This is a genomic window from Mycobacterium sp. 852002-51971_SCH5477799-a (genome assembly GCF_001667145.1).
In the GTDB taxonomy this organism is placed as follows: Bacteria; Actinomycetota; Actinomycetes; order Mycobacteriales; family Mycobacteriaceae; genus Mycobacterium.
Genome location: NZ_LZIF01000084.1, coordinates 44203 through 64706 on the forward strand (window position 1 = coordinate 44203; position 20504 = coordinate 64706).

General features: G+C 67.7%; 19 protein-coding genes. 11 read left to right on the forward strand and 8 right to left on the reverse strand.

Annotation, left to right across the window (positions count from 1 at the left end):
- Positions 1-106 precede the first annotated feature (106 nt).
- The 3 genes from A5753_RS11590 to A5753_RS11600 are packed head-to-tail and all read right to left on the reverse strand — an operon-like array spanning position 107 to position 3678.
- Positions 107-1573, reverse strand: a complete 1467-nt coding sequence (locus A5753_RS11590; protein WP_156656066.1) for an FAD-dependent oxidoreductase — start codon at positions 1571-1573, stop codon at positions 107-109.
- Entirely contained in the window at positions 1570-2478 is a 909-nt protein-coding gene (bphC, locus tag A5753_RS11595) for a biphenyl-2,3-diol 1,2-dioxygenase (RefSeq protein ID WP_067127433.1), read from the reverse strand. The genes A5753_RS11590 and bphC overlap by 4 nt, the downstream gene beginning before the upstream one ends.
- 15 nt (positions 2479-2493) lie before the next feature.
- Positions 2494-3678, reverse strand: a complete 1185-nt coding sequence (locus tag A5753_RS11600) for an acyl-CoA dehydrogenase family protein (protein ID WP_067127436.1) — start codon at positions 3676-3678, stop codon at positions 2494-2496.
- Positions 3679-3874: 196 nt separating this feature from the next.
- On the opposite strand from A5753_RS11600, the gene A5753_RS11605 reads away from it, so the two are divergent.
- Genes A5753_RS11605 through A5753_RS25060 form a run of 4 tightly spaced genes read left to right on the forward strand, consistent with a single transcriptional unit; the run spans position 3875 to position 7254 of the window.
- The gene (locus tag A5753_RS11605) at positions 3875-5485 is read left to right on the forward strand and encodes an NAD(P)/FAD-dependent oxidoreductase (protein ID WP_231990062.1); all 1611 of its coding nucleotides are present in this window, start codon (positions 3875-3877) and stop codon (positions 5483-5485) included.
- Positions 5482-6285, forward strand: coding sequence for a mycofactocin-coupled SDR family oxidoreductase (locus A5753_RS11610; RefSeq protein WP_067127439.1), 804 nt, complete (start codon positions 5482-5484; stop codon positions 6283-6285). The genes A5753_RS11605 and A5753_RS11610 overlap by 4 nt, the downstream gene beginning before the upstream one ends.
- Positions 6282-7115, forward strand: a complete 834-nt coding sequence (locus A5753_RS11615) for a mycofactocin-coupled SDR family oxidoreductase (RefSeq protein WP_067127442.1) — start codon at positions 6282-6284, stop codon at positions 7113-7115. Before A5753_RS11610 ends, A5753_RS11615 begins: the two co-directional genes overlap by 4 nt.
- Positions 7116-7119: 4 nt before the next feature.
- Positions 7120-7254, forward strand: a complete 135-nt coding sequence (locus A5753_RS25060; protein WP_255361361.1) for a hypothetical protein — start codon at positions 7120-7122, stop codon at positions 7252-7254.
- Between the two features lie 41 nt (positions 7255-7295).
- On the opposite strand, the gene A5753_RS11620 is transcribed toward A5753_RS25060, so the two are convergent.
- The 4 genes from A5753_RS11620 to A5753_RS11635 form a co-directional block, all read right to left on the reverse strand.
- On the reverse strand, positions 7296-8177 hold the full coding sequence (locus tag A5753_RS11620; RefSeq protein WP_067127445.1) for an alpha/beta fold hydrolase: 882 nt from the start codon (positions 8175-8177) through the stop codon (positions 7296-7298).
- 60 nt (positions 8178-8237) lie between these two features.
- The gene (locus tag A5753_RS11625) at positions 8238-9632 is read right to left on the reverse strand and encodes a wax ester/triacylglycerol synthase family O-acyltransferase (protein WP_067127447.1); all 1395 of its coding nucleotides are present in this window, start codon (positions 9630-9632) and stop codon (positions 8238-8240) included.
- Between the two features lie 305 nt (positions 9633-9937).
- Positions 9938-10384 carry a nuclear transport factor 2 family protein gene (locus tag A5753_RS11630; protein WP_067127483.1) on the reverse strand — a complete coding sequence of 149 codons (447 nt, stop codon included), beginning with the start codon at positions 10382-10384 and terminating at the stop codon, positions 9938-9940.
- A 204-nt stretch (positions 10385-10588) separates the two neighbouring features.
- Positions 10589-11434, reverse strand: a complete 846-nt coding sequence (locus tag A5753_RS11635) for an SDR family NAD(P)-dependent oxidoreductase (RefSeq protein ID WP_067127449.1) — start codon at positions 11432-11434, stop codon at positions 10589-10591.
- Between the two features lie 204 nt (positions 11435-11638).
- Between A5753_RS11635 and A5753_RS11640 the strand changes: the two genes are divergently transcribed.
- On the forward strand, positions 11639-12682 hold the full coding sequence (locus tag A5753_RS11640) for an alpha/beta hydrolase (protein WP_082971281.1): 1044 nt from the start codon (positions 11639-11641) through the stop codon (positions 12680-12682).
- Between the two features lie 168 nt (positions 12683-12850).
- Entirely contained in the window at positions 12851-15517 is a 2667-nt protein-coding gene (locus A5753_RS11645; RefSeq protein WP_082971282.1) for an ATP-binding cassette domain-containing protein, read from the forward strand.
- A gap of 9 nt (positions 15518-15526) precedes the next feature.
- On the opposite strand, the gene A5753_RS24560 is transcribed toward A5753_RS11645, so the two are convergent.
- The gene (locus A5753_RS24560; RefSeq protein WP_165821806.1) at positions 15527-15691 is read right to left on the reverse strand and encodes a hypothetical protein; all 165 of its coding nucleotides are present in this window, start codon (positions 15689-15691) and stop codon (positions 15527-15529) included.
- A gap of 260 nt (positions 15692-15951) precedes the next feature.
- On the opposite strand from A5753_RS24560, the gene A5753_RS11650 reads away from it, so the two are divergent.
- Genes A5753_RS11650 through A5753_RS11670 form a run of 5 tightly spaced genes read left to right on the forward strand, consistent with a single transcriptional unit; the run spans position 15952 to position 20427 of the window.
- Positions 15952-17130: an acyl-CoA dehydrogenase family protein gene (locus A5753_RS11650; RefSeq protein WP_067127454.1), complete on the forward strand. Its 1179-nt coding sequence runs from the start codon at positions 15952-15954 to the stop codon at positions 17128-17130.
- Positions 17131-17152: 22 nt separating this feature from the next.
- The gene (locus A5753_RS11655) at positions 17153-18277 is read left to right on the forward strand and encodes an acyl-CoA dehydrogenase family protein (RefSeq protein ID WP_067127456.1); all 1125 of its coding nucleotides are present in this window, start codon (positions 17153-17155) and stop codon (positions 18275-18277) included.
- Positions 18274-18774: a MaoC family dehydratase N-terminal domain-containing protein gene (locus tag A5753_RS11660; protein ID WP_067127459.1), complete on the forward strand. Its 501-nt coding sequence runs from the start codon at positions 18274-18276 to the stop codon at positions 18772-18774. Before A5753_RS11655 ends, A5753_RS11660 begins: the two co-directional genes overlap by 4 nt.
- Before the next feature lie 7 nt (positions 18775-18781).
- Positions 18782-19228, forward strand: coding sequence for a MaoC/PaaZ C-terminal domain-containing protein (locus A5753_RS11665; protein WP_067127462.1), 447 nt, complete (start codon positions 18782-18784; stop codon positions 19226-19228).
- Complete coding sequence (locus A5753_RS11670; RefSeq protein WP_067127465.1) at positions 19225-20427, forward strand: thiolase family protein; 1203 nt, start codon at positions 19225-19227, stop codon at positions 20425-20427. The genes A5753_RS11665 and A5753_RS11670 overlap by 4 nt, the downstream gene beginning before the upstream one ends.
- The last annotated feature ends 77 nt before the right edge of the window (positions 20428-20504 follow it).

The window sequence follows — 20504 nt, forward strand, 5'->3', positions numbered from 1 at the left end:
CCTATTAGGAATATCTGTTTCTACCACACCCCTGTGGCCGCTGTCACACCACACGCGAGAAAACCGCCGGACGACGACGAGTGTCCGGCGGCGATCGGGGCGCGAGTCAGCCCTTGGCTGCGGAGCGGCCGGCGCGGCGGCCGTAGAAGCTGCCGTCACCCAGCGAGACGCCGCTGGCGTACCCCCAGGCGGCCAGGCCGGCGGTGCACCGGCCGGCGGCGAAGAGTCCCGGGATGGGTTCGCCGCTGACGTGCAGCACCTCGGCGTCCAGCGTGGTGGCCAGTCCGCCCAGGGTGAAGCCGCCGGTGTTCTCCCGCAGGTCGACGGCGCCGACGGGGGAGCCGATCGGTTTGATCCACTCGGGCTTCTTGTGCAGCAGCGGATCCTCGCTGCGGGCGGCGCCCTCGTTGTACGCGGCCACCGTCGCCTGCAGCGAGCCGGGTGGCAGCCCCATGTCGCGTTCCAGGTCGGCGACGGTGTCCGCCACCCAGGTCGCTGGGCGCAGCATGAATTTCGGCGACCACGAGGCCATCGCCTCCTCCTGCGCGTCGCCGTCGATGATCAGATAGGCGACGTTGTCCTGCTGGTAGAGGGTGAGCTGCCCGATCCGGCCCGGGTAGGTGTCCTCGGCGACGTAGCGCTGACCGCGGCCGTTGACCAGGATGCCGCGCACCAATTGCTGCGGGTCGATGAAGATCGCGACCTCGGTGGCGTCCATGTGGGCGAGATCGGCGCCCAAGGCTTGCGCCATCCGGATCGCCTGCCCGTCGTGCTGCTCGATCGAGGCGGCGGGCCGGCCGGCGATGCGCGGCGCGTAGCGCTCGACCATCGCGTCGTTGTAGGCGAAGCTGCCGGTCGCGAGGACCACCCCGGTGCGCGCCCGGATGCTCATCTCGGTGCCGTACTGGCGGGCGCGGATGCCGACCACCTGGCCGTCGGATTCGGTGATCAGTCGCTGCACCCGCACGTCGTAGCGCGCCCGCACGCCGGCCGCGGTCGCGGTTTCGACCAGTGGCTTCATCAGCATGTAGCCGGCGCTGGCTTCGCCCTGCTTCTTGTTCTGCATCTGCGGGACGTGCCCGCGCGGCGCGGGGGAGGCAATGGTGTTGAAAGGGAAGGAGTTTTCGCCGCCGCTGTACATCAGCCCCTGGTCGCCCATCGGCTCCCAGCCGGGTTCGGAGAAGAACTCCGCCTTGAACGGGACACCGCAGCCGACCAGCCATTCGAAGTGGGCGACGCTGCCGGCGCAGTAGTCGGCGATCCTGTTCTCGTCGGCGCCGGGGCCCATCGCGACGTTGAGGAAGGCCGCCATGTTGTCGACGGAATCGATGAACCCACAGGCCTTTTGGATCGGGGTGCCGCCACCGAGGTAGATGAAGCCGCCGGCCATCGACGCGGCGCCGCCCCAGGAGCCGGTGCGCTCCAGCACCAATACGTCGGCGCCGGACCGGGCCGCCTCCACGGCAGCGGCCGCCCCGGCGATGCCGTAGCCGGCGATGACGACGTCGGCCTCGTCATCCCATGAGGTGATGGACGACGCGGGGACCGGCGTCACGTCCGATTCGGGCGTCACAGTCGCATGGCCGCGGGCATTTCGCCGACCCACTGGTGACCCCAGTAGCTGTCGGCGGTGATCTCCTCTGCCGTGTAGTAGGTTTCGTCGACCCGCATGCCGTCGGTGCCGAATTCGATGTCCCAGTCCCCGGGTGCGCGGACGTAGAACGACACCATTTTGTCGTTGGTGTGGCGCCCGAGGGTAGACGACAGCTGGAACCCCTCGGCGTTGACCCGGTCCAGTGCCTGCCCCACGGCGTCGAGGGTGTCGACCTCGACCATAATGTGGACCAGGCGCGGGTCGCGCTGGTGTGCGGCCGGGACGATCGCCAGGCTGTGGTGGCGCTCGTTGATGCCCAGGAAGCGAACCCGCACCGGGCCAAACTCTTTCGGCAGTGGCACCCGGAATGCGCCGCGGGCGCGGAAGCCCAGCACCTCGGTGTAGAAGTCGAAGAGCCCGTTGGGGTCGGTGGCCGGCACCACCACGTGGCCCATGCCCTGGTCGCCGGTGACGAACTTCGCGCCAAACGGCGTGACGACCGGGCTGTGGTCGAGCACCGCGCCGTGGAACACCTCGAGCGTGGTGCCGGCGGGATCCTCGAAGGTGATCACCTCTTCGACCCGGCGCGCCTCGGCCTCGTCGGGGGATAGTTGCTTGTACGCCACGCCGGCGCCGTCGAGGGCGGCCTGCACGCGCAACAACGCCGGGTGGTCGCGCACCTCCCAGCCGACGGTCAGCACCCGGTCGGTCTCACCGGGCACCACGATGAGCCGGGCCGCCCGCTCGTCCATCCGCAGGTACAGCGCGGACGGATCGGGGCCCTTGCCTTGCGCAAAACCCAGCACGCCGAAGGCGAACTGTCTCCAGCGGTCGATGTCGTTGGTCGAAATGGTGATGTAACCAAGGCTTTTCAGGTCGCTCACGGATTGGTCTCCTGCTCAGATCAGGGCTCGCAGCGGGCCCTCGGGCGGATCGATGCCGATCGAACTCAGCGCCGAGGCGTGATACGTGGTGCCGGGCACGTGGATGGCATGCATCTGTCCGACGTGCACGTCACGCCAATACCGTTGCAGTGGTTTGTCCATTCGCGCGGCGTTGCCGCCCGAGCGGGCGAAGATCTCGTCGACCGCGGACACCGCGCGCCACACCGCGCGCACCTGCGTCCGGCGCCCGGCCGCCCGGTCGGCGAAGGAGACCTCCTTGCCGGCCGCGACCATGTCGTAGATGCGGTCGGCGTTGGCCAGCAGCTCTTGGCGGGCGGCGTTGATGTCGGCGGCCGCCTCGCCGATCGCGTGCATGACGTAGGGGTCGTCCTTGATCGCGGTGCCGGTGGCGCCGACGCGCTCGCGCTGATAGTCCAGGTGCGAGGCCAGCGCCCCTTCGGCGATGCCGATGGTCGCCGCGGAGATGCCCAGCGGGAACATCGTCGACCACGGCATCAGGTACAGCGGCTCGGTCATGCCGGCCTCGCGCTGGGCGGTGCCGTCCATCACCTTGGTCGCGTCCATGGTCCGGTAGCTGGGCACGAACGCGTCCTTGACGATGACATCTTTAGAGCCGGTTCCACGCAGCCCCACCACATTCCACGAGTCGTCGACGATCTCGTAGTCCTTGCGCGGCAGGATCATGTGCAGCATCTGCGGCGGCATCAACGGGATGCCCTTCTCGTCGCCGAGCATGGCGCCCAGGATGATCCAGTCGCAATGGTCGGTGCCCGAGCTGAACTGCCAGCGACCGTTGAAGAGGTAGCCGCCGTCGACGGGTTTGGCCACCCCCTGCGGCGCATACGGCGACGCCATCCAGGTGTCGACGTCGTCGGCCCAGATTTCGGCGGCGACCTTCGGGTCGGCGTAAGCCAGCTGGTAGGGGTGCACGCCGACGACGCCGACGATCCAGCCGGCCGCCGGATCCAGCGCCGCGGTAGCCATCGTCGTCTCGGCGAATTCCCGCGGGTGGACCTCGAAGCCTTGGTACTGCTTGGTCTGCAGCAGCCGGATCAGGCCGGCGCCCTTCATCAGCTTGACGGTGTCGTCGGTGAGCCGGCCGATGCGCTCGGCTTCCGCGGCCTGGTCGCGCAGCTGATCGGCCATGGCCACTACCTGGTCGAGTACCCGGTCGCTCATATTTGTTGTCCTTACGTGTGTGGGCCTAGTAATGGTCTACCGCAGTTCGTGTTCTCGCCGAAGGCATTCCCGGTGAGCGGACGCAATCGCGGTCAAAATATGCGCTTGCCCGATGGCCGGGAGGACTCCATCACAGCGTCCGGTGACCGGGAGGTGGACCCGCCGCCGGCGATCGCGGCGCCTACTGTCTGTCGTTGTGACAACCGCACAGCCCCTCGATGCCGTCGTCGTCGGCGCGGGGTTCGCCGGCCTTTACGCGCTGTATACCCTGCGCAACCAGGGACTTTCGGTGCGGGTGCTGGAAGCGGCGCCCCAACTGGGCGGCACCTGGTACCACAACCGGTATCCGGGTGCCCGTTGCGACGTGGAGAGCGTCGACTACTGCTATTCGTTCTCCGACGAACTGCAGCAGGAGTGGAACTGGACGGAGAAGTATGCGACCCAGGCCGAGATCCTCGCGTACCTGAATTGGGTCGCCGACAAACTCGACCTGCGCGGCGACATCGCGTTCGATACCCGCGTGCTGTCCGCGGTACTCGATGAGGCGACGCTGCGCTGGATCGTCACCACCCAAACGGGGCGGGTGCTGTCCGCGCGCTTCTGTGTGATGGCGACGGGCCCGCTGTCGGCCGCGCTCACCCCGAATTTCAGCGGCCTGGATTCATTCGCGGGGGAGGTCTACCACACCGCAGCGTGGCCGCACGAGCCCGTCGACTTCATTGGCAAGGGGGTGGCGGTGATCGGTACCGGATCGTCTGGAATTCAATCGATTCCGATCATCGCCGAGCGGGCCGCACACCTCTACGTCTTCCAGCGCACGCCTAACTACAGTGTGCCGGCGGGAAATAAACCCTTATCCAGTGCGGAACTCGACGACATCAAGTCCCGCTACGCGCAGCGGCGCCGGCTGTCCTGGCGCAGCGGTGGCGGATCACCGCACATCACCGCCCCCAAGCCGACCCTGGAATTCACGCCCGAGGAGCGCCGCGCGGCGTTCGAAACGCGATGGCAGCTGGGTGGCGTGCTGTTCTCCAAGACGTTCCCGGACCAGATGACGGATCCGGCGGCCAACGAAGAGGCACGCAGGTTCTACGAGGAGAAGGTCCGGGCCGTCATCGACGACCCGGCCGTGGCTGACCTGCTGATCCCCACCGACCATCCGATCGGAACCAAGCGAATCTGCACCGACAGCAACTACTTTCAGACGTTCAATCGGCCCAACGTGTCGCTCGTCAGCGTTCGCGACACGCCGATTGAATCGATCGACGCCGCTGGCATCAACACCGACCAAGCGCACTACGACCTCGACATGATCGTGCTGGCAACGGGTTTCGACGCAATGACCGGCGCGTTGGGCAAAATCGATATCGTCGGCCGCCGCGGCGTGAACCTGCGCGACGACTGGGCGCACGGGCCGCGCACCTACCTCGGGTTGGGCGTCGACGCATTCCCGAATCTGTTCCTGATCTCGGGTCCCGGCGCGCCGGCGGTGCTGGCCAACATGGTGCTGCACGCCGAGACGCAGGTGAACTGGGTCGCCGCGGCCATCGGCTACCTCGACCACCACGGTTACGCCGGCATCGAACCGACCAGCGACGCCGTCGACGCCTGGGGAGCCGAGTGCGCCCGGCGTGCCGAGGCCACCCTCTTCACCAAGGCGAACTCTTGGTACATGGGCGCCAATGTGCCCGGAAAACCAAGGGGATTCATGTTATTCGTCGGAGGCTTCGCGACGTACAACGACATCTGCACCGAGGTCGCCGAGGCCGGCTACAAGGGCTTCGAACTGGTCAAGGCGCCGCAATGACGGGATTGCGCGGCAAGGTTGTGGTGGTCACCGGCGCCGCCAAAGGCACCGGGCGGGTGCACTGTGCGCGCTTCGCCGATGAGGGCGCCGACGTGATCGCGCTCGACGCCGAAACCGCGGCCGACGAGTTGCAAGACACCGCAAGGGGAGTCGAGGACCGTGGTCGACGCTGCGCGACCGGCCTCGCCGATGTCAGCGATCTCGCGGCGGTGACCGCCGCCGTGGATGCCGGCGTCGCCGTGCTGGGCCGGCTGGATGTCGTCGTCGCCAACGCCGGAATCCATCTTCCGGGCGCTCCCGCCTGGGAACTCGACCCGAGGGACTGGCAACGCACGCTCGACATCAACCTCACCGGGGTCTGGCACACGGTCAAGGCGACCGTGCCACACCTGGGCGCCGACGGCGGCTCCGTCGTTATCATCAGTTCCACCAACGGTATTCGTGGTACGGCGAATACCGCCCACTACACGGCCAGCAAGCACGCGGTGGTGGGACTGGCGCGCACCCTGGCCAACGAGCTCGGTCCGCGCGGTATCCGGGTCAACACCGTGCATCCCGGCGCGGTGGCCACGCCAATGGTGCTGAACGAGGCTACCTTTCGGCGGCTGCGGCCGGACCTGGACAACCCGACCGCGGCCGATGCGGCCGAGGTGCTGCAGGCGCGCAATCTGCTCCCGGTGCCCTGGGTCGAGCCCGTCGACATCGCCAACGCCGTGCTGTTCTTGGCTTCCGACGCGGCCCGCTACATCACCGGCACCCAGCTCGTCGTGGATGCCGGCCTGACGCAGAAGACGACATGACTGGGCGCGTGAAAGGAAAGGTCGCCCTGGTCACCGGCGCCGCGCGCGGAATTGGCCGCGCGCAGGCGGTGCGGTTCGCGCAGGAGGGTGCCGACGTCGTCGCGCTCGACGTGTGCGGTCCGGTCGACACGGTGAGCATTCCGCACAGCACGGCGGCCGACTTGGCAGAGACGGCCGCATTGGTGGCCGCGGCGGGCGCGCGGGTGCACACCGAGGCCATCGACGTACGTGACTTTGAAGCGATGCAGTCCGCCACCGACCGCGGCGCCGAATGGTTCGGCGGCTTGGATGCGGTGTGCGCGACGGCCGGCATCACGTCACGCGGTATGGCGATCGAGCTTGACGAGAACACCTGGCGCACCATGCTCGACGTCAACCTCACCGGGGTCTGGCACACCTGCCGCGCCACCGCACCGCACCTGATCGCGCGCGGGGCGGGGTCGATGGTCCTGACAAGTTCCATCGCGGGCCTGCGCGGGCTGGTCGGCGTCGCACATTACACCGCCGCCAAACACGGCGTTATCGGCTTGATGCGCTCGCTGGCCAATGAGCTTGCGCCGCACAATGTCCGGGTTAACTGCATCAGCCCGACCAACGTCGACACACCGATGATCCACAATGACCTCGTCAGTAGCGCGTTTCGCCCCGACCTGGACCGCCCGCCCACGCGCGCGGAATTCGCCGAGGCCGCGCGCTCGATGAACATGCTCGCGGTGCCGTGGGTGGACGCGGTGGACGTGGCCAACGCGGCGCTGTTCCTGGCGTCCGACGAGGCGCGTTACATTACGGCGGCGACCCTGCCCGTCGACGCCGGGGCGACCCAGCGATGAGCGCATGGAAAGCCGCGCCGACGTACACGCGATGATCAGCTCGCAGGCCCATCAGGAGTTGGTGGCCAAGGGCTGCTCGCACTTCCTCGGGCCGTGTGTCGTCACCCTGTTGACGAAAGGCCTTGCGGGACAGAGTTGATTGCGGTGTCCCGCTCCGCCGCGCTCGCAATCGCCGCTGCCTCAACCGCGCGACAGGAACGCCAGAACGGTGCTTTCGAACGCTTCCTTGGCCTCGATCATCGCCCAGTGTCCCGAGTTTGGGAAGATGTGCAGCTCCGCATTGGGGATGGTGCGCATCGGGATCAGCGCCATGTCCGGCGGGCTCACCCTGTCGTCGCGGCCCCACGTCAGCAGTGTGGGAGCGGTGAGCTTGTGCATGGTGGCCCAGGGCGGCGGCCGGTCGGAGGCGTTCATCGCGGCGTTCATGCCGGCGAATGCCGCCTTGCCGTACATACGTCGCGCCGCGGCAAGCGTTTCCGGGTCGGTGGCCAGCTGCCAGCGTTCCTCGATCAGCTGTTCGGTGACCAGCGCCTGGTCGTAGACCATCGATTTGAGCCAGTCGACTAGGCGCTGCCGCGTGGGGTCCTCGACGAACTCCTGAAGCAGCCGAATGCCTTCGCTGGGACTGGGACTGAAGATGTTGGTACCGATGCCGCCGATGGTCACCAACCGATCGACACGCCCCGGATTGTGGGTTGCGAAGTTGATCCCGACGCCGCCGCCCATCGAGTTGCCGACGATGTGGACCTTGTCGACGCCCAGCGCGTCCAGGAAAGGCGTCACCGTGCCGAACGCGGTGACCATCGGATGGCCGCCGAAGTCGTCGCTGACCCCGAAACCGGGGAATTCGAGGATCAGGCACCGATAGTGGGCGGCGAAGGCGGGCAACACGCCGCGGAAGTTGCGCCAGCCCGTGACACCGGGACCGGACCCGTGCAGGAAAAGCAGCACCGGCGTGGACTCCGGGCCGCCGCTGTCGTAATAACGCAAAGCGCCCTTTTCAGTGCCGATTTCATGCAGATCTTGCGCTGTGATAGTCGTCGGTTCGGAAGTGTCAGCCACGGATGTCACCCTGCCATGCCGTCGCGGCGAAGGTGGACCGGGTTCCGCTGACCGGGCCGCTCAGAGCGGGCCGTGGGCGGCCTCGGCACAATTCAACAGTTCTTTGAGTGCGGCGGGGAACGCATCGGCAAGGTCCCACAAGTCCGCAACGAGGTCGGGGCAGGAGACGATGCCCACTCCCAGTCGGCCGTTGAGCGACATCACGGTGATGTTGAGCGCGGCGCCGGCAATGATGGGCCCGAGCGGATACATGGTGTCGAGTCGGCACCCCAGGAAGTACAGCTGTTCTTGTGGGCCGGCCACGTTGGACATCACCAGATTGTGTGGCGGCTTGTCGGGCAGGGGCATGCGCGGCAGCAGTTTCCTGGCCGCCCCGAACATCGTCTGTCCGGCCACCTGTGTCCAATCGTGTAGCAGGGTGGGGCCCAGCGCCGCCGAGTGCTCCTTGGCCGCGGCGTTTCCGGCGGCGATGCTCGCCAGCCGTTCCACGGGATCTTCGATGTGAGTTTCGAGCCGGCACAGCATCCAGGTCATCTGGTTGCGGCCCGCCCGGGCCGATTGGTCGCGGACGGATACGGGCACGCTGGCGACCAGTGGGAGGTCTGGGAGCGCGTCGCGGTCATGGAAGTACCGCCGCAGCGCCCCCGCGCACATCGCCGTCACGACGTCGTTGACCGTTACCCCGAACCTGCGCTTGACGGTTTTCACGTCCTCGAGTTCCACGCTGGTCAGCGCGACGTTACGGCGCCGGGTGAACTGACCGTTGAACGCCGTCTGGGGTGCGGCGAACGGAGCCGCCATCGTCTGCCCACCGCCGCGCGCACGCACCACCGTTTGCGCCAGGGTCAGCGCCGTTGACTGCACGACTTTGGTCAGGCGCCACGGCCGCAGCGCGGCGCCGATCAGCCCACTGGCGGCGATCTGCAGCGGATTCGCCGCGCCGGTGCGCTCGGCCGGTTCCGGCGGCTTGGCGTCAGGCACAGCGCTGCACAACTGCGCGAGCAGGTTGGCTCCGCCCACGCCGTCGACCACGGCGTGGTGGACCTTGAGGACGACGGACAGCGCGTCTGGGCCGTGCCGGCCTTCGACCACCCACATTTCCCACAGCGGACGATCCCGATCGAGCGCAAGCCCGGCGATATGGCCGCAGACGTCCGCTAATTCTTTCGGCCCGCCGGGCGAGGGCAGGGCGACGCGGTGAAGGTGACGAGAAAGATCGAACCGATCGTCGTCCACCCAGACCGGATGGTCGAAGTTCAATTCGCTGTCGGCCAGCTTGAGGCGGAATTCGGGCACGGCGTCCACGCGCACCGACAGCGCCTCTTGGAAGCGATCGAACGTGTAACCCCCGGGCATGGTGGTGGGGTCCATTTCCAGGACGCAGCAAATATTCAAAGGCTGCGTCGGCGATTCCAGGTATAGAAAGAACGCGTCCAACCCGCTGAGTCGTTGCATGCTTGCTCGTCTCTTCTGTGCGGCCATGACCGCTGGTCACAGTGACCGGCGGTCACCCCGGCGCTCCTGAGGGGACATACCAGCAGGGCAGCCGCAATCTTTTCGTGTGACTCTTGTCTGTAGCCGTTGAGGCTGTTTCGGCAAACATTGCGCAGGTACCTTTAACGAGATCGTCACTCGCAGTCGCCCGGGTGCCGGGGTCGGCATTGCCGATGACGCACAGGCTGACCCGTGGCGGTCGAGCAGGCGGCAGAACGTTGAATGTCAACGCGGACAATAGATTCGGTGCGTCGCAACAGCCGTGATCACTCGGAGGGCTGGCGAGCCATCGACGAGTCTGGCGCCGCCCAGTCGGTCGAGACCTTGCGGTGCTTGATCAGCCAGGTGTCAGCCTCGGGTACCAGGATGTCGCGGTAGCGGCCGCAGTGGTCGAGCCCGATATGGGTGACCACGGTGAAGTAGGAGTCGACCCGGGCCTGGTCGGGCGCCACCTCGGCGAACAACACGTTCGCGATGTTATGGCGCACAATCGGTTTCACGCCCGCTTTTACGGGGATCTTTCCGGTGACGCCGCTCAGGAAAGCCGCGATCTCGGGACGTCCGCAGAGCCGCCGCGAACCGCGTATCTCGAGGATGCCGTCTGCACAGAAAGTCTCCGCGAGGCCGTCGAGTCGCCCCGCGTCACCCGACCAGTTATAGCGCGCCAGGGTGTCCCGGATTCGCTCGCGCGCGATCAGTTCCCAGATCTCCACCGTCACGACTCCTCGCGCCGCCGCCGATTAGCCCAGCGTAGGCGCATTGGGTGACAGCGCCGGCAGTAGGGCAGCGGAAGGACAGTGGCGAGGGCAACTCGTCGGCCACGTTTCGGGAATTCACAGGTTGGGCAGCAAGGGGAGCGAGCGTGCTGCACGGGCGTGAATCGATACACGCAGTCCCACAGCGCCTTTCCCGGTCGATCAGGGGGAGAGGGGCCGATTCGTCCACTGGCGGTCGGCGCGGCGCGTGGACCGGAACCATCCGCCGGCAGCACCGGTGCCGCCGTCGGTGGGGATGATGTGGCCGGTGACGAACCCCGAGAGATCCGAGGCCAAGAACAGGATGACCCTGGCCTGATCCTCCGGTAGGCCCATCCGACCGACCGGGACCCATTGCGGCCATTGCATCTGTTCGTCGGCCGAAAGCCATTGCGAATAGGGCACTTGCAGGGATTCGGTGACATCGGGCGCGACGGCGTTGACCCGGACCCCGTCGTTGCCCACTTGGACCGCGAGGCTGCGAGTGAACGCGTTGACCGCGGATTTGAAGGCGGCGTACACCGGGTCCTCCGGATAGCCCCGTATCCCCTCGATCGACGAGACGTTCACGATCGCACCCGTGTGCCGCTCGGCCATGGCCGGCAGAAACGCCTGCGTCACAAGGAAGACGTGGTGCAGGTTGATCCGGTACAGCTCGTCCCACAGCTGCGGACAGGTGTCGACGAAATTTCCGGGGTGGCGCAACCAATGGCCCGCGTTGTTGACCAGCACGTCGACCCGGCCACATTCATCGAGCACCGTTCGCGCCAAGCGGGCGACCTGGCCGGGGTCTCTGACGTCAGCAATGACGGCCGAGGCCGACCCACCGGATTCGGTGATCGCGGTGGCCGTCGCGCGGGCGAGGTCGGCGTCGATATCGGCGATGACCACGTCGGCACCGTGTTCGGCGAACAACCGCGCGGTCGCCGCGCCGATACCCCCAGCACCGCCCGTAACGACGGCCACCCGGTCGGTGAGCAGCGAAACGGGAGGCTTAGCGTGTGCCATCGCTCATATATAGGGCCAACCGGGGGCCTCGGCAACACCGAAGCCGGTCTGTTCCCACCCGCGCGGCAGCCTCGAGAGAGATGAGCGAGTGATACCCAACCCTGCACCGGGAAAACGTGATGTACGCAACATTTCCCGCGCGTTAATTTGCAGTTAGCCGCCAGCGGGGCGGGTATCCGCCCTCCACTCAAGGAGGTGACAGCAATGGTGAACACGGCCGAACCGACGCATATCTTGCCGAGTGTGGCGATCACGCGGCGCGTCCATCATCGCCATAGTCCGCAGTCGGTTGCCGTTGGGCTCGCCAGTCGGCTGATCGTGAAGAACACCGTCCGCGCGTGGGCCGTGGCGCCGAACCTGCACTGGCCTTTCGAATACGTCGATGGTGTCGTGGGGCTGGTCCCGCAATTCGGGTCGAAAGCGAACATCGATCGGGTGCGGCTGGACCATTGCGCCGCCGAATGGGTTCGCGCTCCCGGCGTATCGGGGGACCGGGTGATCCTGTATTTGCACGGCGGCGCGTTCCTGACCTGTGGCCTCAACACCCACCGCTCCATGGTGACTCGCTTGTCGAAGGCTGCCGATGCGGCCGTGCTCACCGTCGCGTACCGGAAGCTGCCGGCACATCAGATCACCGACGCCATCGACGACGGCATCAGCGGCCTGCGCTGGTTGCTGGATCGTGGCTACGACGGCGACCAGATCGTCGTGGCCGGCGACTCCGCCGGCGGATACCTGGCGTTCATGACCACGCTCTTGGCGATCCAGGAAGGCATCACGGAGCCGGCCGGAGTCGCGACCGTCTCGCCGTTCACCGACACGGATCCGGTGCGAAAACTCAAGCACCGCAACGCGCGAAAGTGTTCGATGTTCACCCGCCGGGCGTTCTCGCGGTTCGCGCAATTCCTCGATAACGCACAGGTGGTGGAAGGCCAGGGCGACTCCACGGTTGCCTCCCCGGTGGACGCCGATCTGTCCTCGTTACCGCCGGTCATGATTCAGGCCAGCTCGGACGAGTTGCTGCTGGCGGACGCCGAGCTGATGGCGAAGCGCTTGGAGGCCAGTGGGATCCACTGCGACCTCCACCTGTGGGAGGGTCAGATTCACGACTTCCCGCTGGCCGCAGACGTATTGCCCGAGGGCAGACGGGCCATCAAATACTTGGGTAATTTTGTCAAGGACGTCACCGGCGCTCGCGCCAAGGCCCCGAGCATGCGCAGGCTGCGCAATGCCGCCGTGGCCGGTTGAAGCAACTAAAGTAGCTGGGCGACAAGCGGGTTCGATATTCGGCCGGTTCTTTCACTCCGGCGGTCGGGTTGGTCGTCCGCCGCTGGCGCCCGTCGGCGGTGCTGTGGGGCAAAGCCTGACAAACAACGCCGCGCACAAGCCGCGCCGCTGCCGTTACAGTTGGTCCTGATGACTTCACCAGCCCCGCCTGCGCTGACCGTGCGGTACGAGGGATCAGAACGCACCTTCGCGCCGGGCAACGATGTAGTGATCGGGCGTGACCTTCGCGCCGACCTGCGGGTCGCCCACCCCCTGATCTCTCGTACCCACCTCATCGTGCGCTATGACCAGGGCCGATGGGTCGCCGTCGACAATGGCAGCCTCAACGGTCTCTATGTTCACAATCGGCGCGTCCCGGTCGTCGACATCCAGGACGGGCTGCGGGTCAACGTCGGCAATCCGGACGGCCCGGCGCTCACCTTCGAGGTCGGCCGCCATCAGGGCTCGGCCGGGCGGCCCCCGCTGACGACGTCGATACCGATAGTCAGCGACCCCGACGCACCGCTGGCACGGGCGCCACAGAGCCAGGCATTCGGCACGCAGCACCCGGGCCAGCCCCAGCAGCCGGCGTCCGCCTCGTTCCGGCACCCCGTCCATCCGCCCACCACCGCGCAGCCGAGCCAGCCGGCCGGCGCAGCCACGCCGAGCTATCCATCCGAGCCGCAGCCCCGATACCCGACCAGCGGTCTACCCAGCCCCCCGCCGAGCGGATCTCAGCCGGCGCCGCAGATTTACCGGTCGCCGTCGGCGCACGCGGTGCCGCCGACGAGCGCGGCCCCGGCCGCACCCCATACGGGACGCGTCGGTGGCGACCCGTCGGTCATCGCGACGTCGATGATGAAGATTCTGCGGCCGGGCAAGGCCGCGCCGGACGCGCCGGGCGCCATCAAGATCGGGCGCGCCAACGACAACGACATCGTCATCCCCGAGGTGCTGGCATCGCGCCACCACGCCACCCTCGTTCCGACGCCCACCGGCACCGAAATCCACGACAACCGCAGCATCAACGGCACCTTCGTCAACGGCGTTCGGGTCGATTCGGCCGTACTGCACGACGGCGACGTGGTGACCATCGGCAACATCGACCTGGTCTTCCACGGCGGCGACCTGGCCCGCCGCGACCAGACCGCCACCGCGACGCGCAGCGGGGGCCTCGATGTGCGCGGGGTGACCTGGACGATCGAGAACAACAAAACGCTGCTGGACAACATCTCGGTGACCGCCCTGCCCGGCACGCTGACCGCCATCATCGGACCTTCCGGCGCCGGCAAGTCGACGTTCGCCCGTTTGGTCGCCGGGTACACACACCCGACGACGGGGACCGTGTCGTTCGAGGGCCACAACATCCATGCCGAGTACGCCTCGTTGCGCAGCAGGATCGGCATGGTGCCGCAGGACGACGTGGTGCACGGCCAGCTGACCGTGCAGCAGGCGCTGATGTACGCGGCCGAACTGCGGCTGCCACCGGACACCACGAAGGACGACCGCGCCCAGGTGGTGGCCCGGGTGCTCGAAGAGCTCGAGATGACCCAGCATCTGCACACCCGGGTGGACAAGCTCTCCGGCGGTCAGCGCAAGCGCGCCTCGGTGGCACTGGAGTTGCTCACCGGGCCCTCGCTGCTGATCCTCGACGAGCCGACGTCAGGCCTGGACCCGGCGCTGGACCGCCAGGTGATGACCATGCTGCGGCAGCTGGCCGACGCCGGGCGCGTCGTGCTGGTGGTCACCCACTCCCTGACCTACCTGGACGTCTGCGATCAGGTGCTGCTGCTGGCCCCCGGCGGCAAGACGGCGTTCTGCGGGCCGCCTAGCCAGATCGGTGCCGCCATGGGCACCACCAACTGGGCCGACATCTTCAGCACCGTAGCCAGCGACCCCGACGGCTCCCGCGCGCGCTACCTGGCCCGCACGGGCCCGCCACCGGCCCCGCCGCCCGCGGAGAAACCCGCCGAGCTGGGCGATCCCGCACACACCAGCCTGGTCCGGCAGTTCTCCACCATCGCCCGCCGCCAGATGCGGCTGATCGTGTCAGACCGCGGCTATTTCGTCTTCCTCGCGCTGCTGCCGTTCATCATGGGGTCGTTGTCGATGTCGGTGCCCGGCGATGTCGGCTTCGGCATACCGAACCCGATGGGCGCCGCCCCCAACGAGCCCGGCCAAATCCTGGTGCTGCTCAACGTCGGCGCGGTGTTCATGGGTACCGCCCTGACCATCCGCGACCTGATCGGTGAGCGCGCCATCTTCCTGCGGGAACAGGCGGTCGGGCTGTCCACGTCGGCCTACCTGTTGGCCAAGGTCTGCGTCTACACCGTCTTCGCGATCGTCCAGTCCGCGATCGTCAGCATCATCGCGGTGCTCGGCAAGGGCGCCCCGACCCAGGGTGCCGTGGCGCTGGTCAAACCGGGTCTCGAGCTGTTCGCCGACGTCGCGCTGACATGTGTGGCGTCGGCGATGCTGGGGCTGGCACTGTCGGCCGTCGCCAAGTCCAACGAGCAGATCATGCCGCTGCTGGTGGTGGCGGTCATGTCGCAGCTGGTGTTCTCCGGCGGGATGATTCCGGTCACCGCGCGTGTCGGGCTCGACCAGATGTCGTGGGCCACGCCGGCGCGGTGGGGATTCGCGGCATCGGCGTCGACCGCCGACCTGACCAAGCTGGTGCCCGGCCCGCTGACCCCGAAGGATTCGCATTGGCGGCACACCCCGGCGACGTGGTGGTTCGACGTCGGCATGCTGTTCGCGATCAGCGCCGTGTACCTGGGATTCGTGCGGTGGAAGATCCGCCTCCGCGGCGGCTGAGCGCGCCGGTCAGGCGCCCTTGCGGACCATTTGGTCGGCCGCGGCACGCATGCGGTCGGACAATTGCAGCAGCCCGTGCTCGCCCACGCCCAGCGGCAGCGTGTACGCGAGTTGCCGCAATTCGACGGCGTAGTTGCGCAGATCTTCGCGGAGGCGCATCTCAACAGTGGGCATGACTTCTCCCTCAGGCCGAACTGGGCAGCGTGCCTGGTCCGCGTCGACCAGTCGATCTGAAAATCTTCGCAGCCCGTCCACATATCCGCGAGAGCGGATATGTGTTTTAACGGGAGTTTGACAGCGTGTTTACAGCCGGGCCGTCGACCCGTCGGGGACCGCCGAGCGTAACGCTACGGCGAAATCCCGGGCGCATTCCCGCCGCGGCGTTACGCTGGCGCTGCTTGGTGTAAGGCTGGCAGAAGGGCATAGGCGCCGGAATGGATTTCGAACTCGACGCGGGGCAGCGCGCCTGGCTCACCGAGATTCGCGAATTCCTGCGCGAGAACGTGACCCCGCAATTGCGGGCCGAGCTCGCCGAGCACGACCTGGAATATCCCCGGGGAGAGGTGGTCCGGTTTCGCCGCAAGATCGGCGAGCGGGGCTGGTTCGGGCTGAACTGGCCGCGCGAGTACGGCGGTCTGGGGCTCGGCGCGATGCACCCGCACCTGCTGATGAGTGAATTCGAATATTGGGGCGTGCCCGGTCCGGACCTGACGGTGACGTCGGTCGCGCCGATGATCATGCGGCACGGCACCGAGCGCAACAAGACCGAATGGCTGCCCCCGATCGCCCGCGGCGAAATGATCTGCGCCGTCGGCTATTCGGAGCCCGAGGCGGGGACCGACCTCGCCGGCCTGCGGACCAGCGCCACCCGTGACGGCGACGAATGGGTGATCAACGGCACCAAGATCTGGAACAGCGGCGCCCAGCGCGCGACGCACGAATGGCTCTGCGTCCGCACCGATCCCAGCCGCGCCCGGCATCGGGGCATTTCGGTCATCATCGTGCCGATCGACAGCCCGGGCGTCGAAATCCGCGCGCTCTACGCGTGGTCGGGGTATCGCACCAACGAGGTGGGATTCCGTGACGTGCGAGTGCCGGCCACCAATCTGGTCGGCGAGGTCAATCGCGGCTGGACGTACATCACCGGTGCGCTCGATCTCGAACGCGGCGCGCTGACCAACGCCGGCGACTTGCGTCGCGCGGTCGAGGAGTTGCGCGAGCTCGCCCGCCGCCCGCGCCGAGACGGCACCGTGCCCGCTGACGATCCGTCGCTGCGCCGCCGGCTGGTGCAGGCGGAGGCCGACGTCGCGGTGGCCACCCTGATGGGCTACGAGGCGGCGTCCATCCTCGACAGCGGCGTCATCCCCACCGTCGAAGTGAGCGTCGAGAAGGTGTTCACCAGCGAGCTGCGCCAGCGCATCGCTGACCTGGCGCTCGACCTCCTCGGCCCGGATGGCCTGTTGGCGCATCGCAGCCGGCAGGCCCCGCTGGCCGGTAAATTCGAGCGGCTCTACCGGGCCGCCCCGCTTATGCGCTTCGGCGGCGGCACCAACGAGGTGCTGCGCGACATCATCGCCCAACGCGGGCACGCGATGCCGTCCTACGGACGCTGACTTCAGGCCTCACACAGCACCTATGAAGACGATCCCCACCGCCGAACAGCGCGAGTTCGCCTTGGCGTTGCGCGCGCTGCTGGCCGCCGAGAACCCGATCAGCCTGGTGCGCGCGCTCGGCGAACCAGGGGCGGACCGCAGCACGCCGGCGCTGTGGAAGGCGCTGGCCGACGCGGGCGTCTTCGGCCTCGCCATCGGCGAGGAGTATGGCGGGGCCGGCGGCTCCCTCGACGACCTGGCCTTCTTCTACACCGAGGCCGGCCGTGCGCTGTGCCCGACGACGGTGCACAGCAGCGTTCAGGCCACGCTGGCCCTCGACCAGCTCGGCTCCCCGGAGCTCAAGGCGCGCTGGCTGCCGCCGCTGGCCTCCGGCACTGTGCGGGGCACCACCGCGCTGCACAACGCGCGCGACGCCGCCGTCATCACCCCCGTGCTGCGCGCCGATCCCGACGCAAAACGGTGGCGGCTCAACGGAACCGCGGAGTACGTCCTCGATGCCGACGCCGTCGATGTCCTGGTGGTGTCCGCCGCGGCCGCCGAGCGCACGCTGGTCTTCGTCGTCGACGTCCGGGCCGGTGGTGTCGGCGTCGAACCGCTCGACATGGCCGGCGGCGTCCGCGCATTCACCGTGCGCTTCGACGACGTGCGGACCGACGCGGCGCTCGACGGGATTACCGCACCGGCGCTGCGCCGGCTGGCCAACACCGCCGTGGCGCTGGGCTCACTCGATCTGGTGGGCGTCGGACAGGCGGTGCTGGACCGCACCGTCGACTACACCAAACTGCGTCACCAATTCGGCCGGCCCATTGCGTCGTTCCAGGCCGCCCAGCATCTGATCGCCAACATGCACATCGCCGTGTCGGCCGCGCGTTTGGCCGCGCACGCGGCGGTGTTCTGGCTTGGCCGCGGCCGCGTCGCGACCAGGGAGACGGCCATCGCACGCATGCACGCGGCCACCGCGGCACGGCTGATCACGCTGGACGCCCACCAACTGCACGGCGGCATGGGGTATGTCACCGAGACCGACCTGCACCTGTGGAGCGAGCGGGCAAGGCTCGGTTCCACTTTCGGCGGCGGAGCCGACGTCGCCGCCGGCTGGCTTGAACAGAGCATGCACGACGAGACAGACGAAGGGGAGCGCCGTTGAGCGAGGACAGTTTGATCGACGCGGAATCGGCGTCGCGCGTCGGCACCGTAGCCGCGTCGGCGGCCGGCGAGGTGAACCGGCGCGATTGGCAACGCTGGGCGGCGGCGGTCGCTGACCACAACCCACTGTATTTCGACCCGGATTACGCCAGGGCCAATGGATATCGCGACATCATCTGCCCTCCACTGTTTTTGCAGTACGCGATCCTCGGCGTATCGCCGCTGGATTCGCTGCGTCCCGACGGATCGTCCGGCGCGGTCTCGGGCGGTTTGGCGTTTCCCCGAGCCCCCAAGCGGATGGCCGGCGGGGAGAGCTTCACGTTTCACCTGCCGGCGTATCACCGCGACGAAATCGAAATGATCAGAACCATAGAATCAATCATCGAAAAGGAGGGCCGCTCCGGCAGATTCGTGTTGGTTACCTGGCACACGGTGTACCGCAACCAGCAGCGCGAGCTGGTGGCCGAGGCATCGACGTCGATGATCGCCCGACCCTAGGAATTCCATGGCCGAAAAACAGGTCTTTTACGACGACATCGTCGTCGGCCAGCACCTTCCCACGCTGACCGTCACCGTCGACGAAACCCAGATGTTCTTCTTTTCCGCCGCCACGTACAACGGCCATCGGATTCACTACGACAAAGAGTGGGCGCGCGGCACCGAAGGCTACGACAACGTCCTGGTTCACGGTCCGCTTCAGGCGGCGCTGCTGGCCCGCGCGCTCGGCGACTGGATCGGCGGGCGCGGGCGACTGGTGTCGTTCTCGGTTCAGAACCGGGCGGTCGCGTATCCCGGTGAGTCGCTCAGCTTCGGTGGTGAGGTCACCGGTAAACGGCTCAGCGACAAGGGAACCGGGCTGGTCGATCTCGTCATCGCCGGCCGCCGCGACGCCACGATCCTGACGCCGGGGACGGCGACCGTCGAGCTGCCGAGGCGCGGAGCCCGGCCGTGACCGGACTGCGTGGCGAGGCGGCCATCGTCGGCATCGCCGAGTTGGCCGCCGAACGGCGTCCCACCCGCACGCCGCTGTTCACCCTCGACCAGTACGCGGTGCTGGCCAAGATGGTGATCGAGGACGCCGGAGTCGATCCCCGCTGCATCAACGGCCTGCTGACCCACGGCGTCGCTGAGTCGTCGATGTTCGCGCCGGCCACCCTGTGCGAATACCTCGGTCTGGCATTGGATTTCGGTGAGCGGGTCGATCTCGGCGGGGCCACCGCCGCCGGAATGATCTGGCGGGCGGCGGCGGCCGTCGAACTCGGCATCTGCGACGCCGCGCTCGCCGTCGTGCCCGGATCGGCGTCGGCGCCTCAGTCCGCGCGACGACCCGCCCCCGAACCGAATTGGTATGGTGCGTCGTCGAACAACTACGGCTCGCCGCAAGCCGAATTCGAGATCCCCTACGGCAACGTGGGCCAGAATGCGCCCTACGCGCAGATTGCTCAACGCTACGCGGCGGAATTCGGTTACGACCCCGCCGCGGTCGCCAAGATCGCCGTCGATCAGCGCACCAACGCGTGCGCGCACCCCGGCGCGGTGTTTCACGGCACCCCCATCACGGTCGGCGACGTGCTGGACAGCCCGATGATCGCCGACCCCATTCACATGCTGGAAACGGTGATGCGGGTGCACGGGGGAGTGGGCGTGCTGATCGCCAACGCCGACATCGCGCGCCGCGGCCGCCACCGCCCGGTGTGGATCAAGGGCTTCGGCGAACACATCGCCTTCAAGACCCCCACCTATGCCGAGGACCTGCTGTCCACCCCGATCGCACGCGCGGCCGACCGGGCCTTCGCGATGGCCGGGCTGAACCGGTCCGATGTGGACGTCGCGTCGATCTACGACTGCTACACCATCACGGTGCTGATGAGCCTGGAAGACGCCGGATTCTGTGCGAAAGGCGATGGCATGGCCTGGATTACCGAGCACGACCTGACCTTTCGCGGCGACTTTCCGATTAACACGGCGGGCGGCCAGCTGTCCTTCGGCCAGGCCGGGATGGCCGGCGGCATGCATCACGTGGTCGACGGCGCACGCCAGATCATGGGCCGGGCCGGCGACGCGCAGGTGACCGACTGCCATACCGCGTTCGTGACCGGCAACGGCGGCATCATGAGCGAGCAGGTCGCACTGCTCATGCGGGGAGACTAGCCATGGCCCACCCCCCCCCCCCCCCCCCCCCCCGCTCCCCGCCCGGGGGGGGCGGCCGGGGGCCGCCCCCGCGCGGG